Annotated in this window: 12 protein-coding genes; 6 read left to right on the top strand and 6 right to left on the bottom strand. The window is 56.3% G+C overall.

The annotated features are described in order from the left end of the window. Window positions 1-24: 24 nt before the first annotated feature. Both OSO_RS44475 and OSO_RS0121255 read left to right on the top strand, forming a co-directional pair. Window positions 25-861: a glycosyltransferase gene (locus OSO_RS44475; protein ID WP_010585153.1), complete on the top strand. Its 837-nt coding sequence runs from the start codon at window positions 25-27 to the stop codon at window positions 859-861. Continuing rightward, window positions 861-1,835, top strand: a complete 975-nt coding sequence (locus OSO_RS0121255) for a carbohydrate deacetylase (RefSeq protein WP_010585152.1) — start codon at window positions 861-863, stop codon at window positions 1,833-1,835. The genes OSO_RS44475 and OSO_RS0121255 overlap by 1 nt, the downstream gene beginning before the upstream one ends. 53 nt (window positions 1,836-1,888) lie before the next feature. Here OSO_RS0121255 and OSO_RS0121250 read toward each other — a convergent pair whose 3' ends face one another. Continuing rightward, window positions 1,889-2,518, bottom strand: a complete 630-nt coding sequence (locus OSO_RS0121250) for an adenylate kinase family protein (protein ID WP_010585151.1) — start codon at window positions 2,516-2,518, stop codon at window positions 1,889-1,891. Window positions 2,519-3,095: 577 nt separating this feature from the next. Between OSO_RS0121250 and OSO_RS0121240 the strand changes: the two genes are divergently transcribed. From OSO_RS0121240 to OSO_RS0121230, 3 genes are all read left to right on the top strand, one after another. After that, window positions 3,096-4,160 carry a tetratricopeptide repeat protein gene (locus OSO_RS0121240; protein ID WP_157605374.1) on the top strand — a complete coding sequence of 355 codons (1,065 nt, stop codon included), beginning with the start codon at window positions 3,096-3,098 and terminating at the stop codon, window positions 4,158-4,160. A gap of 253 nt (window positions 4,161-4,413) precedes the next feature. Then, window positions 4,414-6,036, top strand: a complete 1,623-nt coding sequence (locus OSO_RS0121235) for a 30S ribosomal protein S1 (protein ID WP_010585149.1) — start codon at window positions 4,414-4,416, stop codon at window positions 6,034-6,036. 166 nt (window positions 6,037-6,202) lie between these two features. Further along, window positions 6,203-7,672 (top strand): BamB-related PQQ repeat family beta-propellar protein, encoded by a 1,470-nt coding sequence (locus OSO_RS0121230; protein WP_010585148.1) that lies wholly within the window; start codon window positions 6,203-6,205, stop codon window positions 7,670-7,672. 33 nt (window positions 7,673-7,705) lie between these two features. Here OSO_RS0121230 and OSO_RS0121225 read toward each other — a convergent pair whose 3' ends face one another. The 4 genes from OSO_RS0121225 to OSO_RS44470 form a co-directional block, all read right to left on the bottom strand. Further along, on the bottom strand, window positions 7,706-8,821 hold the full coding sequence (locus OSO_RS0121225) for an ABC transporter permease (RefSeq protein WP_010585147.1): 1,116 nt from the start codon (window positions 8,819-8,821) through the stop codon (window positions 7,706-7,708). Window positions 8,822-8,966: 145 nt separating this feature from the next. Continuing rightward, window positions 8,967-12,527 (bottom strand): PVC-type heme-binding CxxCH protein, encoded by a 3,561-nt coding sequence (locus OSO_RS0121215; protein WP_010585146.1) that lies wholly within the window; start codon window positions 12,525-12,527, stop codon window positions 8,967-8,969. 61 nt (window positions 12,528-12,588) lie between these two features. Beyond that, window positions 12,589-14,193: a DUF1080 domain-containing protein gene (locus OSO_RS0121210; RefSeq protein WP_029247284.1), complete on the bottom strand. Its 1,605-nt coding sequence runs from the start codon at window positions 14,191-14,193 to the stop codon at window positions 12,589-12,591. Between the two features lie 171 nt (window positions 14,194-14,364). Next, window positions 14,365-15,255: a MotA/TolQ/ExbB proton channel family protein gene (locus tag OSO_RS44470; protein ID WP_010585144.1), complete on the bottom strand. Its 891-nt coding sequence runs from the start codon at window positions 15,253-15,255 to the stop codon at window positions 14,365-14,367. A gap of 440 nt (window positions 15,256-15,695) precedes the next feature. Between OSO_RS44470 and OSO_RS0121200 the strand changes: the two genes are divergently transcribed. Then, a complete protein-coding gene (locus tag OSO_RS0121200) occupies window positions 15,696-16,913 on the top strand; it encodes an inositol-3-phosphate synthase (RefSeq protein ID WP_010585143.1) in 1,218 nt (405 codons plus the stop codon). 222 nt (window positions 16,914-17,135) lie between these two features. Here OSO_RS0121200 and OSO_RS0121195 read toward each other — a convergent pair whose 3' ends face one another. After that, entirely contained in the window at window positions 17,136-18,371 is a 1,236-nt protein-coding gene (locus OSO_RS0121195) for an AI-2E family transporter (RefSeq protein ID WP_157605371.1), read from the bottom strand. Between the last annotated feature and the right edge of the window lie 29 nt (window positions 18,372-18,400).

The following is an 18,400-nucleotide window of genomic DNA, read 5'->3' as shown; positions in this document are numbered from 1 at the left end:
CAGACGGGCGAGGAGCGCACCGATATGAGTTTGGCAGGACGCCAGAAAATCGTAATTCCCAATGTTCGATCGATCGACGTCGATGTCGCCGACCATGATCTGACGCTCGTGATACCAGCCTATAACGAAGAGTCACGTCTGCCCAAGACGCTTGCTGACACCAAAGAGCAACTAGATTCTTGGGGGATTAACTACCGAGTCCTTGTCGTCGATGATGGCAGCCGTGATGCCACCGCGACATTAGCGGACGCCTATGGGCGACGGTTCTCGACCATTCGAAAGGTCAATGGCGGAAAGGGATCTGCCGTCCGTACCGGGATGCTGGCCGCTCGCGGGCGCGTCGTGGCGTTTACAGACGCGGATCTTCCATATGATTTGGCGGCGCTGAAGTCTGCCTTTGCGGTCATTGACGCGGGTCGCCGAGACTGTGTTTTTGGCAGCCGCACGGTTGAGGGAGCGGAATCACACGTGGAACGCCGGTGGATGCGAACGGTCGCTTCGTCCGTGTTTCGTACCCTGATGCGAGTGCTTGTTTCGCGAAAAGTCGCCGATACGCAGTGCGGACTGAAGGTCTTCAGTCTTGGTGCCGCGCAACAAATCTTTTCACGAATGACGATTGACGGCTTCGCCTTTGATGCAGAGGTCGTTTACCTCACGCACTTGTTGGACCTGTCTTTTGAGACGGTCCCTGTGACGCTGGTGAATGACTATTCGACCACGATTTCGCTCAGCCGGAATGCCATCCCAATGTTGCTCGACGTAATTGGTGTTCGTTTGCGATCGATGCGTGGCGGATATCAAATCCGTGAAGGGACCGTGATTCCTCGCGACGTTCCACAGTCGGACAGGATCGCGGCGTGATGTCTGCGTCAGCTGGACCGATCTGTCGAGTCGTCTTTCACGCCGACGATTTTGGAATGAACGCGGCCGTCAATGCAGGGATTCTCAAGTCGTTTCGTCACGGCGTTCTGACAAGCACGTCGCTCTTGTCGAATGCCCCGGCGGCAACCGAAGCCTGTCACGAGTGGCCAGGTTTGCTGCAGGATCTCGCCGTCCGTCGTCTTGAGTCACTTTCGGTTCGACAAGAACTGGGCGACCCTGACGTGCCGTTTGACCTGGGAGTTCATTTGAATCTGACCCAGGGGCGGCCGCTGACGGGTGATCGGTATCCTGCAGAGCTCTTGAATGAACGCGGCGAATTCCCGGGAATTGGCGCGGTCTTCACGCGATTCCGCCGCACAACGCCAACTCAAGTCGCAAAAGTTGCCGACGAGTTGAACGCTCAGATTGAGTGGATGTGTGACCATCATTTGCGACCGTCGCACCTCAATGGACACCAGTACGTTGAATTGCTTCCCCCGATCGCCGCAATGATTCCTGAGATGATGGAGCGGTATCAGATTCCGGTTTGTCGCGTCGCCCGTGAATCTGCTCTGGTTCGAACCGTCCTCACGCAGGGGCGGTTATTCGAATGGGGCATCGGCTTGGTGAAGCGATACTTTGCGAGCCGTTTCTTGCGGCGGATGCGACGATCGCGGGTTCGATTTCCCGATCAATTCTTCGGGACGGCGCACGCGGGAAGAATCGATCGAGCGACCATGACCGCGTTCTTGAGGCGGGCTCGTGGTGTCGAAACGACGGAGGTTGGAATCCATCCAGGCGACCCGCCCGATGCGGCCGCGCGTGGGCCGAGCGATCCGTGGTTTGATCCACTTCAAGAGTTGCGGGCTTTTGAGCGTGATCTACTCTGCAGCCCGGCGATCCGCGACGTCATGGCCCAACAAGGCATGAAGCTGGGGCGTCTGCAGTTGCTGACGCCCACTTCGTTGTCGTAGCACATTGTTCCTCGAATCATCGGAACGACGCCTTTTCCGTGTCGCACGTGACATCACATGGGCAGTTCAGGCAGGTCCGCCAGCCACTGATTCCGGATTGGCACCAGATGTTGAAGGACCTCCATCAGAACTTCGGGCGGAGACTGCATGGCATCCACGCATTTGATGATTTCTGGTGAATAGCAATTGATGACCGGTTCTGACTCCTGACGGTAGACGTTGAACCGGGTGCGAATGATGTCTTCATTCGCGTCGTCGGCGCGGTTCTCTCGAATCGCGCGACGCTTAATCCGATCGATCATCTGCGATTCGTCGCTGCAGATGAGATGGATGATGGCCAGGACATTGATCGTATTCTTCAACATCTCGACCTGATTCGGATTTCTCGGAATTCCATCGAGAACGAGCATTTCGTCCGGCGGCTTGTAGCGCGACGCGGCGATATGTCCATGTAGGGCTTTCGTCCAGATTCTGACCGTCAGCTCATCGGGCACAAGCTGCCCTCGCGAACTGAACTGGTAGATTTCTCGACCTTCCTCGGAATTGATATTCAACGAGCGAAACACGTCGCCGCATGACAGATGATAAAAGCCGGGAATTTGGCCGAGAATCATTCCCTGCGTTCCCTTACCGACGCCGGGAGCTCCAAAGAGCAGAATCGTCGGCACGCGTCCGTCGAACATGTCAAATCCTTCGCCCTGATGTTGAACTGAGTTGCCGAATGGAGTGACTCAATTGCTATTTTAATTCGCGTTTCGCTACGACCAGTCAATTTTCACGTCGAGACTGTGACGCTCGCCATCGAAGTTGTCCAGTTGGCAGCCAAACTGACCGCATGTGACGTCGTTTGTCGGTCGGTCATCCCCTCTGTATTCTGTCACGATCTTAATCTGACGTCTGCTTGTGACTCAACGCAGTTCCGAGGGGGCGACGCCCGGTTTGAAGCGATTTCTCGTTTCCGGAATTTTTTCGTCCCTTGACCGCTCGCATCGGCCAGGTGGCAAAATCACCCATGGCAGGATGGATTGAGTGTTCTCGATGACGGACATTGGGTAAACTGACACTTGGGTGCCGCTTCAATTTGGAATTGACTTGTCGATGAACGCACTGCAAGCAGGCCAAAAAGCCGCGAGCGAAGCGCACGATCCTGTCAGTGCAGTTTGGCGATGCCACTTGGAATGGATTCGGCGGCTTGGCCGTGCCTTGATGATGATTTCGTATCGATGTGCTTCGTCGCAGGACGCGGATGGGATTCGAAGTATGCGAACACTTGGCGTCGGTTGTGTCATAATTCTGCTGTTAGTTTGTTCCTCAGCACCCGTCGGGGCGCAGTATTACTCGTCTCATGTCCAGCGGTCAGACGGAAGTCCGTCGCGCGGACATTCGCATCCGTCGACCGTTTCACGCTCGCATTCGCATCCACATTCGTATGGACCACCGTTTTCATACGGACATTCGCACGACATTCAATTGACGGCGTATCCGTACCATTCTGGCGGCCGCTATTCTGGCGTTTCCTTTGGCCGCACAATCGGCTTCTCGATTGGGCCGCGGTACGGATACCTGCCTTATATTCCCCAGCCAACTCAACTCGTACCCAATGCACCACCCGTCACCGCGCCGCCGATCATCGTTCCGTTGGCGTTCGGGGATACGGAACCCAAACCGAAAAGCTCGTCTCCCGCTGCAAGGATGAAAAGTCTTGAATACCAGGTGCGGGGTGATCAGCGGATGCGCGATCAAAAGTGGGCGGAAGCGCGTGCCGCCTATGCCAGTGCCGTTTCGGCGGCACCCGATCGGGCCGAAGCGCATTTGCGACTTGGCTTGTGCTTTGTGGTCGTCAAGCGATTCGATTCCTCCATTCGCGAGCTGAAACGCGCCGTGACGCTGGATCACGCGATCGCTCGAACTGGCAAGCGGATGGACGAACTGTTGGGAATCGGCAACCTGGCCGTACGAAACTCGGTGCTCAGTCAACTAAGCGAATGGGTGAAAGACGATCTCCAGAGTGCAGATCGTCTCTTTCTGTTGGGAGCCGTACTGCACCTGATGAATGATGGACGATCACGCGATTATCTTGAGGCTGCGTTACAGATGAACAGTCAGGGCGATACGAGTCATATCACGTACTTCCTGAATCCACCCGCGAGTCCGGCCAATGAACCTGTGGCTGCGGTGCCGACGAGCCTGCCAAAGCTGAATGATCAACCCGCGCCATTGAGCGCTGGACCCACGTCGAATGCGGGCGTTCCGCTACATGATCTGCCCGTGCCATTGTCCGACACCCCGGTTCCGATGCCAGTTGGTCTGTCGGGAACACCCTGAGTGTTTCAATCGACGTCCGAAATGCCGCACCAGTCCTTTTGTAAGAATTCGATGAAACGACGGGTGAAACTGGCTTTCCATTTCTGATTCGATTACCGTAGCAGCCGTTCATTTGGAAGAGTGGAACAGAACCTTGTCATGAGTCATCTCGGGCGTTCGGCCCCGTATTAGTGATTGAGTGTGATTTGGTTTCATTTCTGCGCATTGCAATTCGGCCATGCGCGAGTCATTCGATGAGTTAGGGTTCGTTACGATGAATGGTGAAGTGATGACGCCGCAGGACGGCCAAGTGGAATCGGTCCAAACATTGAGCCCCACCCAAACATTGAGCCCCACGGTCGCACCGTCAGAGTCTGTGACAGAGACTCCGGTTGCTACCGAGACTCCGGCCATCGCTGCAAGCGAACCCGAACCATCGAATGCCGCTGAAACGGCAAGCGACGAGACGCGGAAGCGACCACAGCTCAATCCAACCGTGAATGACAGTCAGTCACGGGCCGTGGGAAGCATCGGTGCCGAAGTCGAATCCGAAGAGGCCGCATTGGCCGCTGCGGAAGGCGCTGTCGCAGCGAACCCCAACGTGCCGCTCGGCCAGATCGAACTTCCGCCCAAGCAGTTGTCGCTTGACGATGGGCTCGAGAAAGAAATCGAAGCCGCGATGTCGGGCCAGATGATTGCTCCGACCGAAGCGCCTCCTGGGGCGTTGAATCCTTCGTCATCGACGTCGGATTTGCCAGCGAGCGAAGATCAACTGGAATCGGGTGCGAAGCTCAAGGCAAAAGTCCAAAGCGTGACAGCCGACGATGTCTTCTGCGAAGTCGGCTACCGTTCGCCAGGCGTTCTGCCCGTGCGTCAGTTTCCACAAGGAAAGCAACCACGAGTTGGTGAAGAGTTCTTGGTCATCGTCGAAAAATACGATCCCGAGAACAGCGTCATCATGGTCAATCTTCCCAAGGCGACCCGCAAGGCACGCGGGAACTGGGACGAACTGAACGTTGGTCAGATCACCGAGTGTATCGTCAACAAGACAAACAAGGGTGGTCTGGAAGTGACCGTCGGCGGGATGCGGGCATTCCTTCCCGCCAGTCAGGTCGATCTCGGGTTTGTATCGTCGATGGAAAGCCTGGTCGGCCAGAAGTTGACGGTGCAGATCACCGAATTGAACCCCGCCAAGCGAAATCTGGTCGTCAGCCGCCGTGCGGTCATGATCGCCGAACGCAAAGAGCTGGCCGGGGCCTTCTGGGAAAAGGTGGAAGTCGGTCAGCAGTACTCGGGAACCGTTAAAACGATCAAGGACTATGGCGCATTCATCGATTTGGGCGGAGCGGATGGCTTCCTCCACATTGGTGAAATGAGCTGGACGCGGGTGAAGCATCCGTCAGAAGTCCTGCAGGAAGGTCAGCAGTGCGACGTCGTCGTGCTGTCGCTCGATCGTGAAAAACAAAAAATCGGTCTCGGGATGCGACAACTGGCGCACAACCCCTGGGGCAGCGTCAACGAAACGTATGCCGTTGGTAAAGAAGTGTCCGGTAAGGTCACTCGTACGACCGATTTCGGTGCGTTCGTGGAACTCGAACCAGGCGTCGAAGGCCTGATTCATATCAGCGAAATCGACCATCAGCGAATTCGCAAAGTGACGGATGTCGTCAATGTCGGACAAGAGATCCAGGCTCAGGTTTTGGAAGTTGCTCCCGATCGTCAGCGAATCAGTCTTTCGATGAAGGCGTTGAAGCAGAAGCCAGAGAAGCCGAAAGACGAAGATCTGGCACCTGGCAAGGGTGAAGCCTACGAGCGCAAACGCAAAGAGCCGCTCCGTGGTGGAAAAGCGACAGGCGCCGGTGGTGGCTTGTTCGGTAACCCAGGTGACTTCAAGTGATCAACGTTCGCGGTCGAAGGCGGAACTGAGTTTCCGTGTTTCTGCCGTCTGACTGTTTGATGACGTCGAAATGAATTATTTTTAGAAGCTCGGTAGTTACTGCTGCCGGGCTTCTTTTCTTTTGTTGTGAGCGTCCAAAGTGAAAAGTCTCATTCAGCGAGTGTGCGTGGCAACGATCGCGAGGTGTGTTTCATGCGGTATCACGCTGCTGCTGCTGCCAACCGCAGCCGTTCATGCTGACTCTCCCAAAGCGCCCACGGGGAAGCAGGCCAAGACGGTTGTACCCGCAGGTGATCGTCCGGGGCACGACTGGTCGAGTTTTCTTGGTCCACATGGGACCGGGGTTTCGGACGAAACGGGCTTGCTTGACGAATGGCCCGACGATGGGCCACCGGTGCTGTGGCAGAAGCGGATTGGTAAGGGGTATAGCTCGCCATCGGTGCTGGGAAACCGGCTGGTGATTCACCATCGGCAACGTGACCGAGATTTGATCGAATGCGTTCAGGCGGACGATGGAACGCCGCTGTGGAGCTATGACTACGACACCGATTTTTCAGATCCCTATGGCTACAACAACGGGCCACGCTGTTCGCCCGTCCTGACCAGGACCCGTTGTTATACGTTCGGTGCCCAGGGACGTTTGGTCTGTCTCGATCTCGAAACGGGCAAGCTGGTGTGGGAACACGATACGGCCAAGGAGTGGGACGTACCGGGGCACTTCTTTGGAGCGGGATGTACGCCGATTCTGGAAGGAAACTTGTTGATCGTATTGGTCGGCGGCCAGCCTGATTCGGGCGTCGTCGCATTCGATGCAGAGACTGGAAAGACAGTTTGGGAAAGTGTCGGTCAAAAGACCTGGGACAATGTCGAGACGGATCAGGGAGGCAAGCCCTACCGCTGGACTGGCAAGGAAATGATCGTCAGCTATTCCTCGCCCATCGTTGCGACCATTCATGGTCAAAAGCACTTGTTGTGTCTGATGCGGCAGGGGCTGGTTTCGCTGAACCCTCAAGACGGATCACTGCGTTTCAAGTACTGGTTCCGCGCCCGCGTCCACGAATCGGTGAACGCGGCCAGGCCCGTCGTTGTCGACGACAATATCTTCTTGTCAGCCGCATACGAAACCGGGGCTGCGTTGCTCAAGGTTCAGCCAGCGGGGACTGATTATGAAGTTGTCTGGCGCAATAAACGCGGGATGTCGACGCACTGGTCGACACCGATTTATCGTGATGGCTGCATCTATGGTTTTAGTGGCCGTCATGAAGAGGAAGGAATGCTGCAGTGCCTCGATTTCAAAACGGGCGAGTTGCAGTGGGAAACGAACGGTTACGATGGTCCGCTCAATCAACTGCGGATCAACGGTCAAGGCGAGATCGTCGACGTGAACGGCAAGCCTGCCACGATCTTTGGCCGTGGTTCCAAAATTGCCGTTGACGGAAAATACATCATCCTTGGTGAGCGTGGTGTTCTAGCTTTGGCTCGCCTGAATCGGGAAAAGTTCGAGCAGATCAGCCGAGCATCATTCAAGCAGGTTCGATACCCTGCCTGGGCGGCTCCCGTTCTTTCCCGTGGACGGCTTTACCTGCGAAGTGAAGACAATTTGCTCTGCCTGGATGTCGCCAAGTCGAAACCGTGAATGGTTGCGCCGTAACGGGTGGGGCTGATTCCCTCAGGCGTCGGTGCGTCGTTTCACGAGCCGACCGTGAATGACGAGTGCGATCATCAACACCACACCCAGCAAGAACGGGCGTAGCAGGTCGAACTGTGTGACCCAACTCGCTTTGAGCCACGTTTCTTTCAATGCCGGCGAAATCGGCAGCTGTTTGACCAGCCGCTCGACGTTGGTCAGATTGAGTCCCACCTTCAGTACGGTGAAGCTGAGGACTCCTATCAGCGTCCGGCCGATGCTGCCTTCACCGCCGAAGAGACTGGTGCCACCCAGTACGACGCAAGCAACTGCGTCGAGAAGCAGGTCGACGTTCTGGTCGAGGGTGACTCCGTTCATGCGTCCCGCGGTGACCAGGCCTCCACATGCGGCGGTTCCGGCACAGATCGCGAGGCAAGCAATCACGATTCGTTCCGTGCGAACCCCGGCAAGCCGGGCGGCCTGGCGATTGCCGCCTGTCATATAGACGTACCGGCCGAACCGGGTGTGCTGCAATACAATATGTGCCACAATCATCACCACCGCGGCGACGACCGCACTTTGCGGAATACTGAGCGTGCCCAATCGCTGGCCGTTTATTTCCAGAACTTGGGCATTTCCAAGCCGCACGAGGACCGGCGGCACGGCAAATTTCTGACTTCGCGTCAGGAAGCGGGCCAGCCCCAAGGCGATGTTCATCATCGCCAGAGTGATGATAAAACTTGGCAGGCCCGATGAGATTGTCAGATATCCCGAAACCAGTCCCAGCAGAATCGCGGTGATGAGCGGGACGAAGATCACAATGGCCATGGTCAGCAGCGAGACGTTCGCCGTTCCATTGATTTCTTTGGGCCCCGCTGCAAAAGAGGATTCCCAAAGAACACCGCAAAAACAGGATGCCAACAAGGCAATCATGCCGACAGACAAATCGATTTCCGCGCAGAGCAGGACAAAGGTCAGGCCCGTTGCAACAATGGCCAACACGGCCCCTTGCTTCATGATCAACGAGAACGTACTGAGGCTGACGAAATCGCTGGCAACGAGAGAAAACACCAGGATCAATGTGCCGAGACTAATCAGCGGGGCCAGATCGGCCAGTTGCACGCGGGGCGTCAATGCCACGTCTTGAGGTTTCAACATGCGGAATCTCTTTTCCGGTCTGCATCGGGCCGAGGAGTAGCAACCTATTGAAATAGGGGAATGGGCCGCAATGTCGGCACGAGATCATGGCGTTTGTGAGTCAGGCCAAAGCCCATTCCCGTCTGTTTCAACAGGCGGTTTGCCATCACTTTTTTGATTTCTTGAGCGTGGTCAGATATTCGACAATGTCTGCCAATTCCTCTTGGGACAGGATCTTCGGCAGGTCGGCCGGCATCAGCGAGATCTTTTGTTTTACACGCTCTTCGATTTCATCGCGCGGGATTCTTCGCACGATCGCATCAATTCCCTTGATGCTGATGCTGTCAGGATCTTCGCTCGTGATGATGCCGGTCTGAGTTGTGCCATCTTTGAGGGCGAGGATCGAGGATTCATAGTTATGGCTGATCCCCGCACTCGGAAACACGATCGATTCAAACATCGCCTGACGACTCAGTTTCGCACCGATCTCTGAAAGATTCGGTCCGACTTCCTTTCCGGCGTCGTTCACGATGTGGCAGGTATTGCACTTCCCGATCGAAGCGAACAACTTCTGGCCGTTGTTGAGATTGCCTTTCATCTGGGCCAATTCCGTCAACGGCGGCAATGGCTTCGAATCCTTTCCGGGTGGCAAAGGGAACAGCTTTGCAGCCGCCAGCCGAGCGTCTTCGACGGATGATCCATAAAACGCCGCCGAGAGTGCTGGGGCCAGCGATTCATCGGTTTTCTGTGATTCTGCCAGTTTCACAAGTTCCAGCACGCCCGCTTTCGAGCGGGCCGCACCTTTGATGGCTTCGCGTCGTAGGTCCAGTGGAAGGCTCTCACTCAAGGCGATCGGCAACAACAGCTCTGCGGCACGCGCATCGCCCGAGTTACTTAAGGCCGTCGCCGTCGCCAGAGCGGATGTGCCCTTCGTCGTGGCGAGAGCCGCATTCAAAAGCGCAGTCTGTTTCTTTCCAAGGAGGACGCGGATTGCGTCAATGCTCAGTTGCTCGTCCGGCTTCACCTGGGCGAGTGTGAGCAGGTCGGGAAATCGATTGACGACATTGAACTTGTCAATCAGCGTCACGAATTGAGGTTGTCCCTGAAGGCCATTCAGAATTCGGTCCATTGCCACCTGATGGACAGGATTCTTCGTGATGTCGAATCCGTCCAATCGGCTGATCGCTTCCGAGTTGATGAGCATCGTCTTGGCATCGCTGCCAAACTTTCCGAATGCCAGTTCGACCAGCGCTGCTTCTTTCGTAGGGCTTGTGACGAAGTCAAAGGACCTCAGGTAACGGGGGGCGTCGATCGCCGCAACCTGATCAGACGCGAGAATCGTCGCCAGCTTTTGGGGTGTCGTCGATGCACGCGATCGCCAGAAGATGTCTCGCGCGATCGCGTTGTCTGCCAGATCGTGATCTGAAGGGTGACCCGCCAACTCAAGGGCAGCGGCTAGGCAGGCGTCCCAATCGTGGTCTGCACCGATTCCCAAGGCTTCAAGATACCACCGATCCGACCCTTCGTGCTGAACGGCCAGTTTCGCCCACAGGGCCTGCTTGCGTGGATGCTTCAACAAGCGGAGCGCCAATGCGCATTCTCGTCGAACCTCGATCGCCGCGTCATCAATTAGGGTTTCGAGCCGTTTGACCAAGTCGCTCGTGTGAACGGCTTGTGACTCATCAGGCAGCTTTTGGCGTGCCAATCGAAGTCCTGCGATGCGAACATCCGAGTTCTTGTCCCGCATTGCCGCGTCCAACGCGTTGTTACGAGTCGCTGGAGATTTGGCGAGCACCCCCAGGGCGCGGGCGCGAACTTGTGGACTCGAATCCGCTTCGAGAACCTTCTGCAAGGAGGTCGTGACCTGTGGGCCCTTCATCGTATGCAACGCCGTCCAACCGATGTATCGCGTCGCCAGGTTGGGGCTTTTCAACGCGGCGATGGCGCCTTCGATTGTCGAGACATCGACGCGTGGTGTCTTGTAAGCAGTCTTTGGTGGTGCGATCCGGAATAGGCGTCCTTTGTCGACATCGCCCATGCGGTGGCCACCGACGCCGGGATCGTACCAGTCGGCGACGATCAACGATCCATCGGGGGCGACGCAGACGTCCGACGGGCGGAACCAGTTGTCTCTTGTACCGGCCAGCAGATCCACAATCTCCGCTTTGTATCCGGCACCCGATTTCGTCGCCGGATACGAGCGGACGACGTTCGGACCTGCGTCACAGTGGATGATCTGATTGCGGAACAGTTCGGGAAGCAGCATTCCTTCATAGAAGCAGATCCCCGTGGGTGAACCTGCGCCGGTTTGAACGAGATTCGGGACGACGCCGGGGTCGTTCAGATGCCAATGCCTGAGCGGGATTTCGGCTTCCAGATTGGTACGCGGTGTCTGCCAGCCAGCACCGGTCATTTCGTCCGTATAACCAAAGTTCCCGCCTTCCATCACGTAGTTGATGCGAACACCTTTGTTCCCATCATCATCGTTGTCTGATTGCCAGACGGTGCCAAAACTGTCGACGGAAAGTTCATAGTTGTTACGGAAGTTGTGTCCAAGGACTTCAAACTCCTTTCCATCCAGGTTGCACCGAAAGGCCATCCCTTGGCGGTACGGTTTGCCGTTGGCGATGACGTCATGCCCTGCAACGTCAATGATCGGTTTGCCGACTTTGTCGCAAACCTTTTCGCCCGTGTTGCCGAAGTTCCAGTAGAGTTTTCCGTCAGGGCCAAAGACCGCGGCATGAGTCGAGTGATCATGCTGAGGCCGACCGGCGTTGGTGAAGAGCAACTCTTTCTTGTCAGCCTTCAAGTCGCCGTCTTCATCCGTGAATATCCAAACGTTTGGGGCACAGGAAATGATCGCTTTAGTGCCGCGGCCGGAAAGCGTTGGCAAGACACAGATTCCAAGAGCCGAATCAACTTCAGGCCCTTGATAGAACGTTGATTGGCGATCCGAGATGCCATCGCCATCCGTATCTTCGATGATCAGAATGCGGTCGCCCTCTTTTCGTTCGCCACTGCGATGACGATAGTTGACGACTTCACAAACCCAGACCCGGCCCAAGTGATCGATATCAATGTCGGCCGGGCTGAGCATGCCCGAGGCTTCCGATGCGAAGAGGGTGACTTCTAGGCCGTCGGCCACGTCCAAGCCCGCAACGGCGTTCTTGGCTTCATGGACATCGGCACGCTGGGCGATACCCCGTTGCGTGTACTTCTCGGAGGGGGGCTCGGTGAAAACCAGAAATTGAATGGAACTGGCACTGCCCTGCTCCGAACCACCATTGTCGATTCCAGCACGGGTTTTGAACCGCGTGAATCCCGCTGGCAGGTCGTAAGCGATCGCGGAATTGGCGTGAGTCCCGATTCCATAGGGAACGGACACGCCATCGATCCTGAGTGGATCACCGTTGGCGTTCCGGTTAACGCTCACTTGTCCAAATTCGGTGTTTGCTGACTTCCAGGTCAGTTCGGTCAGCTTCTTTTCGCCATTGGGCCCGATCAAACGCGGCTCCGCCCAGTCCGCCCAGTCGGCCGTGATCTCACCGTCGCCATCGAGAGCGATCAGGTAAAGTTCCTTCGCGCCGGTGATATCGATGTCGATGTCGACCGCGTGTCCCTTGGTCGATGTGCGAAGCACCTTCGATTGAAACTTGGGCTCGTGCGCAAGAGCCGCCGTCGTCATCGTCGCGATCGCAATCAGGCTGATCAGTGGTCGAAAGGGCATTCGGGCTGGCTCCATTCACAATTCAAGCGCGGATCGTCATGGAAATACCGTCGGCACTCATTCAGGATTTGTTCCACTGATTGAGCATCGCTTGAATCGTGGCCTTGTTGAAGTCGGCCGGAATCGGTTCGTCGTGGTTTTGCAACAGGTCTTCGACGGTCACGTGACCGGCAGGAACACCGTCTGCAGGAACGTCCGCGCCTGCGGTCCAGGCGATCGCATTCAGAATGAGCTTGCGAAACTGGTCATTGCCCCAGTTCCAGTGAACGTGTCCGCCACTGGTTCCGAAGCCCCGTCCACCGTCAGCTCGCACGCGTGCCCAGGCGGTGTGTTGTGGCTCCTTGCGTTCCAGCACCGCTTTACGTACTTCGGCGTTGCCGCTATGAGGTCCATCGGCTCGGCTAAGCGATTCCTTGGGCGGCAAGTCGGTGAGGATCGGCGTGACGCCATCCATTTTTTCGCGAAATCGCATGTGGTAGTACCACTCATCGTCCGTCGAGAACGGCTTCACGCCGCGCGTTGTGGGATGCTCGGGAAGCTTTTTGTAGTCTGCGATCCAGTGTGGGTTCACCGACCAATGAGGCTCAAAGAATCCGCCGATCCAATTGAGAAACGCATCGCCATTGCGACCGGCCGTCGTTTCGACACCGTAGTGGATGCAGACGATTCCCTTCCCCTGAAGTGTCAAACTGTTCAGTTGATCCAGGTGCGAATTGAAGGGGTGTCCTTCACCACCGTCCGAGTAGATGACAATGGTGTCCGCAGCCGCCAACTTTTCATCTGATGGCCAGCCGTGTTGTTCCAGAGAATGGACTTCCGCTTCGATTGGTTGACCACTGGCGTTGATCAATTTGGCCAGTAGCGAGCAACCGGCCAGATGGTCATGAGCACCGAAGCCATGGCTATGACGCCCAGCCAACAGCAGTGCCTTCTTTTTGGTGACGCCACTCGTGCCTTCTGGTTTGAGAGTCTTCAGCTTGATATTGCGGAACTGCACCTTCATCGGAGGTCCGACATGGATCTGCAGAGCCAAAATCCCTTTGGCACGTCGTTCAGCCTTGTCTTCGTCCGTGACAACCGAGGTCAAAACGCCGTTGATGCGGTGTTCGAAGGTGAAGCCCTTGGCCGAGACGTGATAGGTGTTCCAGTCTTCTTTCTTGATCTTGGCCTGAATGTCCTTGCTTTCAGCAAATTTCTCGACTTCTTTGGGTTTGTGGTCGTCGCCAATGACGGTCTTTTGACCACGCAATGCCAGGATTCCACGGAACCGCTCGCCGTAATTGATTCCGGAATAGTTGTCGCCGGCTTCCATATCTGCCTGATAGCCGCCGACCGCCCACTTCTCGTTCGGGACTTCAAAGCTGCGGTACTGAATACCCGAATTTCCGGCGATCAGCTTGTATTCAAGCGTCAATTCGAAGTCGGCGGTTTCACCACCGCGCCAAATCAGAAACGTGTTCGACTTCAACTGTTTCGCTTCGGTCGTTTGACCGGTAATACAACCGTCTTCCACGCGCCAAAACTCGGGATTACCGTCCCAGTTGTTCAGCGTCTTTCCATCGAAAATCGTCGTCCAGCCGTCTTGTGCGATCGTCTGCTGTGAACCGATCAGGCTCACCATCGCGATTGCGAGAAACGACGAAATCCAACCCATCCTGAACCGCATAGTGAACTCCTGCTGAAGCCTCAAGTCGCTGATTTCCATTGAAGCGTGAAGAGGCGTCTCGACGACGCATTCACGTCGCGGCATTTGAACATATTTACGAGGCGATTCGCAACTTGCTCGCAGCAAGCGACATTGAGTCTTGTCGGTGTGAACGTCTGCGAGCGTGCGGCATCACGACGCAGGGCGTTTCGTTTCAGGCTTTGCCGTCGCGGTTTTGGCTCCGCTGCGTGCCTGTTCGGCCAAACCCTCGGCGGAAATGTAGTCAACCAGCTCTTGGGCCATCCCATCCATCTCGATGACGAGCGAATCGACGCGGCCGGTAAAGTACATGTACATGATCAATGACGGGATCGCGATCGCCAATCCCGCCGCGGTGGTCAACAGCGACAGACCAATCCCACCGGCGAGAGCCTCGGATTTGCCCATGGCCGAGCTTTGCGAGATTTGATTGAACGATTGGATCATCCCCGCCACCGTTCCGAGCAAACCCAGCAAGGGCGCGACCGTGGCCGCACCGTTCAGAATGCGGATGTGTTTTCGGAGCTGGCTGACCTGTCGTTCGCCGCCGTCGATGATCGCTTGTTCGACTTCGACGCTGCTCTTGCCCCACTTCTTGACGCCATTTGCCAATACGAGTGCGATGGGGCTTCCGTTATCTTCGCAGAGTTTCATCGCGACCTTCGGATCGAGATTTCCCTCTTTCAGATGTTCAAAGAAACGTTTGACGAAATGCCGGGGGATAACGCGTCCGTAGCGAAGAACGACCATTCGTTCGACGGTAAACCAGACAACGACGACCGACGTGAGTGCCAAGGGGTAGCCGAATAGGCCCAGCGCCACGAACACTTCGTAGGGATCGCTGGGGATTTTTCCCACTTTCAGCGGCGCAACGGGGGTGGGATCCATCTGGCCCGGTGGGGACGGATTGTTCGAATCCTGGGCGTTCACGTGCGACCAGATCGCGGTCAGGGCCAGGGCCAGCACCAAACAGAGCTTTCCCAGCGGATATCCCTTCGACCAGCGTCCCTGGCAGATTCGATGTTTCTCGATCCTGCGATTCATCGTTCCATCTCTCTTCGTTTTGGTGGTGTCCTACCAACTGGTCCGGATGACCGGAGGATTGTCCGCTAACAACCTGTTGAACGAACGGGGACTGGTTCCGCTCGGGCTCGAATATGCCAGCACATCATGAAACGCCACAGTATGAAACGTCACAGTGCCCGTACCCGTTGTTTCAATCAGGCTGCTAAGCCTGCATTCTAATGGATTGGCGCAAAAACCAAATGCCGAACTTCACAGATGCGTTGGGTGAGTGCTTCAATTTGCGGCGTGATCTGTTCAGGTCATCCATTTCTTTGTGAAACCTCGCTGATTGAGCAGGATTTACCGACCTGCGTTTACTCGCGATGCTTGATGGCCTCTGGTAGAGTGACATCAAAAAACAGGACATGATTCATAGTTCCAGTTCACAACTTGAGCGACATCAGGGGAAGGCGTAAGGCATGGCGAAGCGGAAAGTCGGAGTGTGGCTGATCGGGGCCTGGGGCGGTGTCGCGACAACAGTCGTGGTTGGCCTTGCTGCACTGCGGAAGGGGCTCTCGGATACCACGGGGTTGGTGACTGCGCTGCCTTCGTTTGCCAAACTGGACCTGATTGGCTGGGACGAACTGGTGGTCGGCGGCCATGAGATTCGTGAGACGTCATACGCGGCCGAGGCACAGGTCCTGGTCGATAAGTCCCACGTCTTCAACGAAAAGACGCTGGCAGGGATTTCCTCGCAGCTGGCCAAGTTTGATCGGAACATCAAGCCGGGCACGCTGGTGAATGTCGGGGCCAAGATCGAATCTCTGGCCGGACCAGAGTGTCTGAAGCTGAAGAAAGAGACCGCCGCCCAAGCCGTGAGCCGATTGACCAAAGACATCGAGAAATTCAAAACCGCCGAAAAACTGGACCGCGTGATCGTGGTCAACGTTTCTTCGACCGAACCGCCACCGCCGGACGAAGTGCGTGAATGGAAATGGGCCGAAGTCCAAAAATCACTGGCCAGTAAATCGTGCCCGTTGCCTGCAAGCACCCTGTACGCCATCGCCGCCATGCAAAGCGGCAGCCATTTTGTGAATTTCACTCCGTCGGTTGGTTCAGATCTGCCGGGACTTGATGAACTCGCGCTGAAGCAGAATGTGCTGCATGTCGGACGTGACGGAAAGACGGGCGAAACGCTGATGAAAGCGGTTCTGGCCCCGATGTTCGCGGCGCGAAACCTGAAGGTGATGAGTTGGGTGGGCCACAACATTTTTGGCAACCTGGACGGCAAAGTCTTGGATGATCCCGTCAACAAAGCGAATAAGGTCAAATCAAAAGACCATCTGCTGACCGAAATCCTGGGGTACAAGCCGCAGACGCTGGTTTCGATCGAGTACATCGAATCGATGGGCGATTGGAAGACGGCGTGGGATCACATTCATTTCCAGGGCTTTCTTGGAACACCGATGGTCCTTCAGTTTACGTGGCAGGGGTGCGATTCATTGCTGGCCGCTCCGCTGGTCATCGACCTGATTCGGCTGACCGAACGCGAAGCGCGTCGTGGGACCAGCGGGATCATGTCGCATCTGGCTTCGTTCTTTAAGAGCCCCATGGGAACAGATGAGCCGGCCTTTGCGTATCAGTTCCAGCAGTTGACTCAGTGGGTGGATCGCGTCTCTGGTGAAAGTGACGAGTGACGCGAGATGCCGTTGAAGGCTCCTGCTTGCGGGTTTCCCGAAATTAGTCCCTCGTCCCCTCGTTACCAAGCCGTCCCGCTTGTTAACGCCATTTGTGAAGATGCTGTCGGTCGCGGCGAGAGTTCTCCTGCGCTTGTCCTGCTGCGTCGGAGGCGTTACCAAGTGGGAGCTTAGTAACGAGGAATTGCAGACTCCCGCGTGGAAACGAATCAAGAGTGTGGCTTAACGCCGCTTGCTTCGTGGCTTCTTTGGCGTTTGCGACGGTGGACTGACGACGGTCATGGCGGGAATCGCCTGCGGCGGTGCTATTGCCGCGGGGGATGCACCATTCGTGCTGACCGTCACTGCGGATTGCGGATCGTCGGGCGGTTCGATGCGCCGTTCTTTGGCCAGTTCCTTCAGTTCGAGATTGAAAATCTGAACGAGTGCGAACAAGCACGATGCGACGATCGGCCCGATGAAAATGCCCCACAGTCCCAGGACCTGCAGGGCTCCGACGACGCTCATGAACGCGAGCAGCGGATGCAGGTCGGCGTCACTCTGCAGGACGTACATTTTGACACCGTTGTCGAGCATGCTGACCACGGCAATTCCCCAGACCGCCAACAGAATGGCGGCCGTCCAATGTCCTTGAAGGGCAAGCCACGCGACGCAGGGGGCCCAGACGATCCACGCCCCTACCAATGGAATCAACGAGGCCAGCGATGCGATGGCCAGGAAAATCCAGAAGTAGCCGATGCCGCAGAATTGAATGGCAACGGCTGTGGCGAAACCCTGAATAAACGCGGCGAGGAATGTCGCAGAGACGACTGCTCGCACCACGGTCGCGAAACGTTCACACAGACGGCGCTGATGGTCCACGGGCAATGGGATTAATTCTTCCGCAGCGGAAATCAAGGCTGGGCCATCGGCTAGAAAATAATAGAGTGCGGTGATGAACATTCCCGCGGCGACCGTCAAAGACACAAACATCCCGACGGTGGATGATGCGATCTGAAAGGTTCGTGCCGCGACAAGTCCCGCCAGCGACTGCAAGTTCTGCGCGAACTGATTCTTGATATTGTCGAGCTGCTCTTCGGACAGGCCGCCGGGATAGTAAGGCTTGACTCGTTCAATTCCCGGCAGGATGCCGCGATTCCAGATCAGGTCCAACCCACGATGCCAGTCGCCGTCCAGGTGCTGATTTGCGAGCGAGTACAACTGCATGGCACAGATGAAGGTGACGATGACCAGTGGAAGGACCAGCATGGCCACCAGGGTCGAGGTGGAGAGAATTGCGGCAATGGTCCGCCGGTGTCCCACCTTCTGTAGAATGAATTGATGGAGTGGCTGGCAGATGACGGCCAGAACCGCGGCCAGGAACAAGGGCAGTATGAACGGCGCGATCACCTGAAACAACATGCCGCCCAGCACGACAATCAGGGCGAGCAGCACCGAGAGTGAGATGATCCGATTCATGGCGTCCATTCATCCTGTGCGAGATGTGG

Source organism: Schlesneria paludicola DSM 18645, from assembly GCF_000255655.1.
In the GTDB taxonomy this organism is placed as follows: domain Bacteria; phylum Planctomycetota; class Planctomycetia; order Planctomycetales; family Planctomycetaceae; genus Schlesneria; species Schlesneria paludicola.
This window is presented reverse-complemented; position numbering and strand designations above follow the sequence as displayed.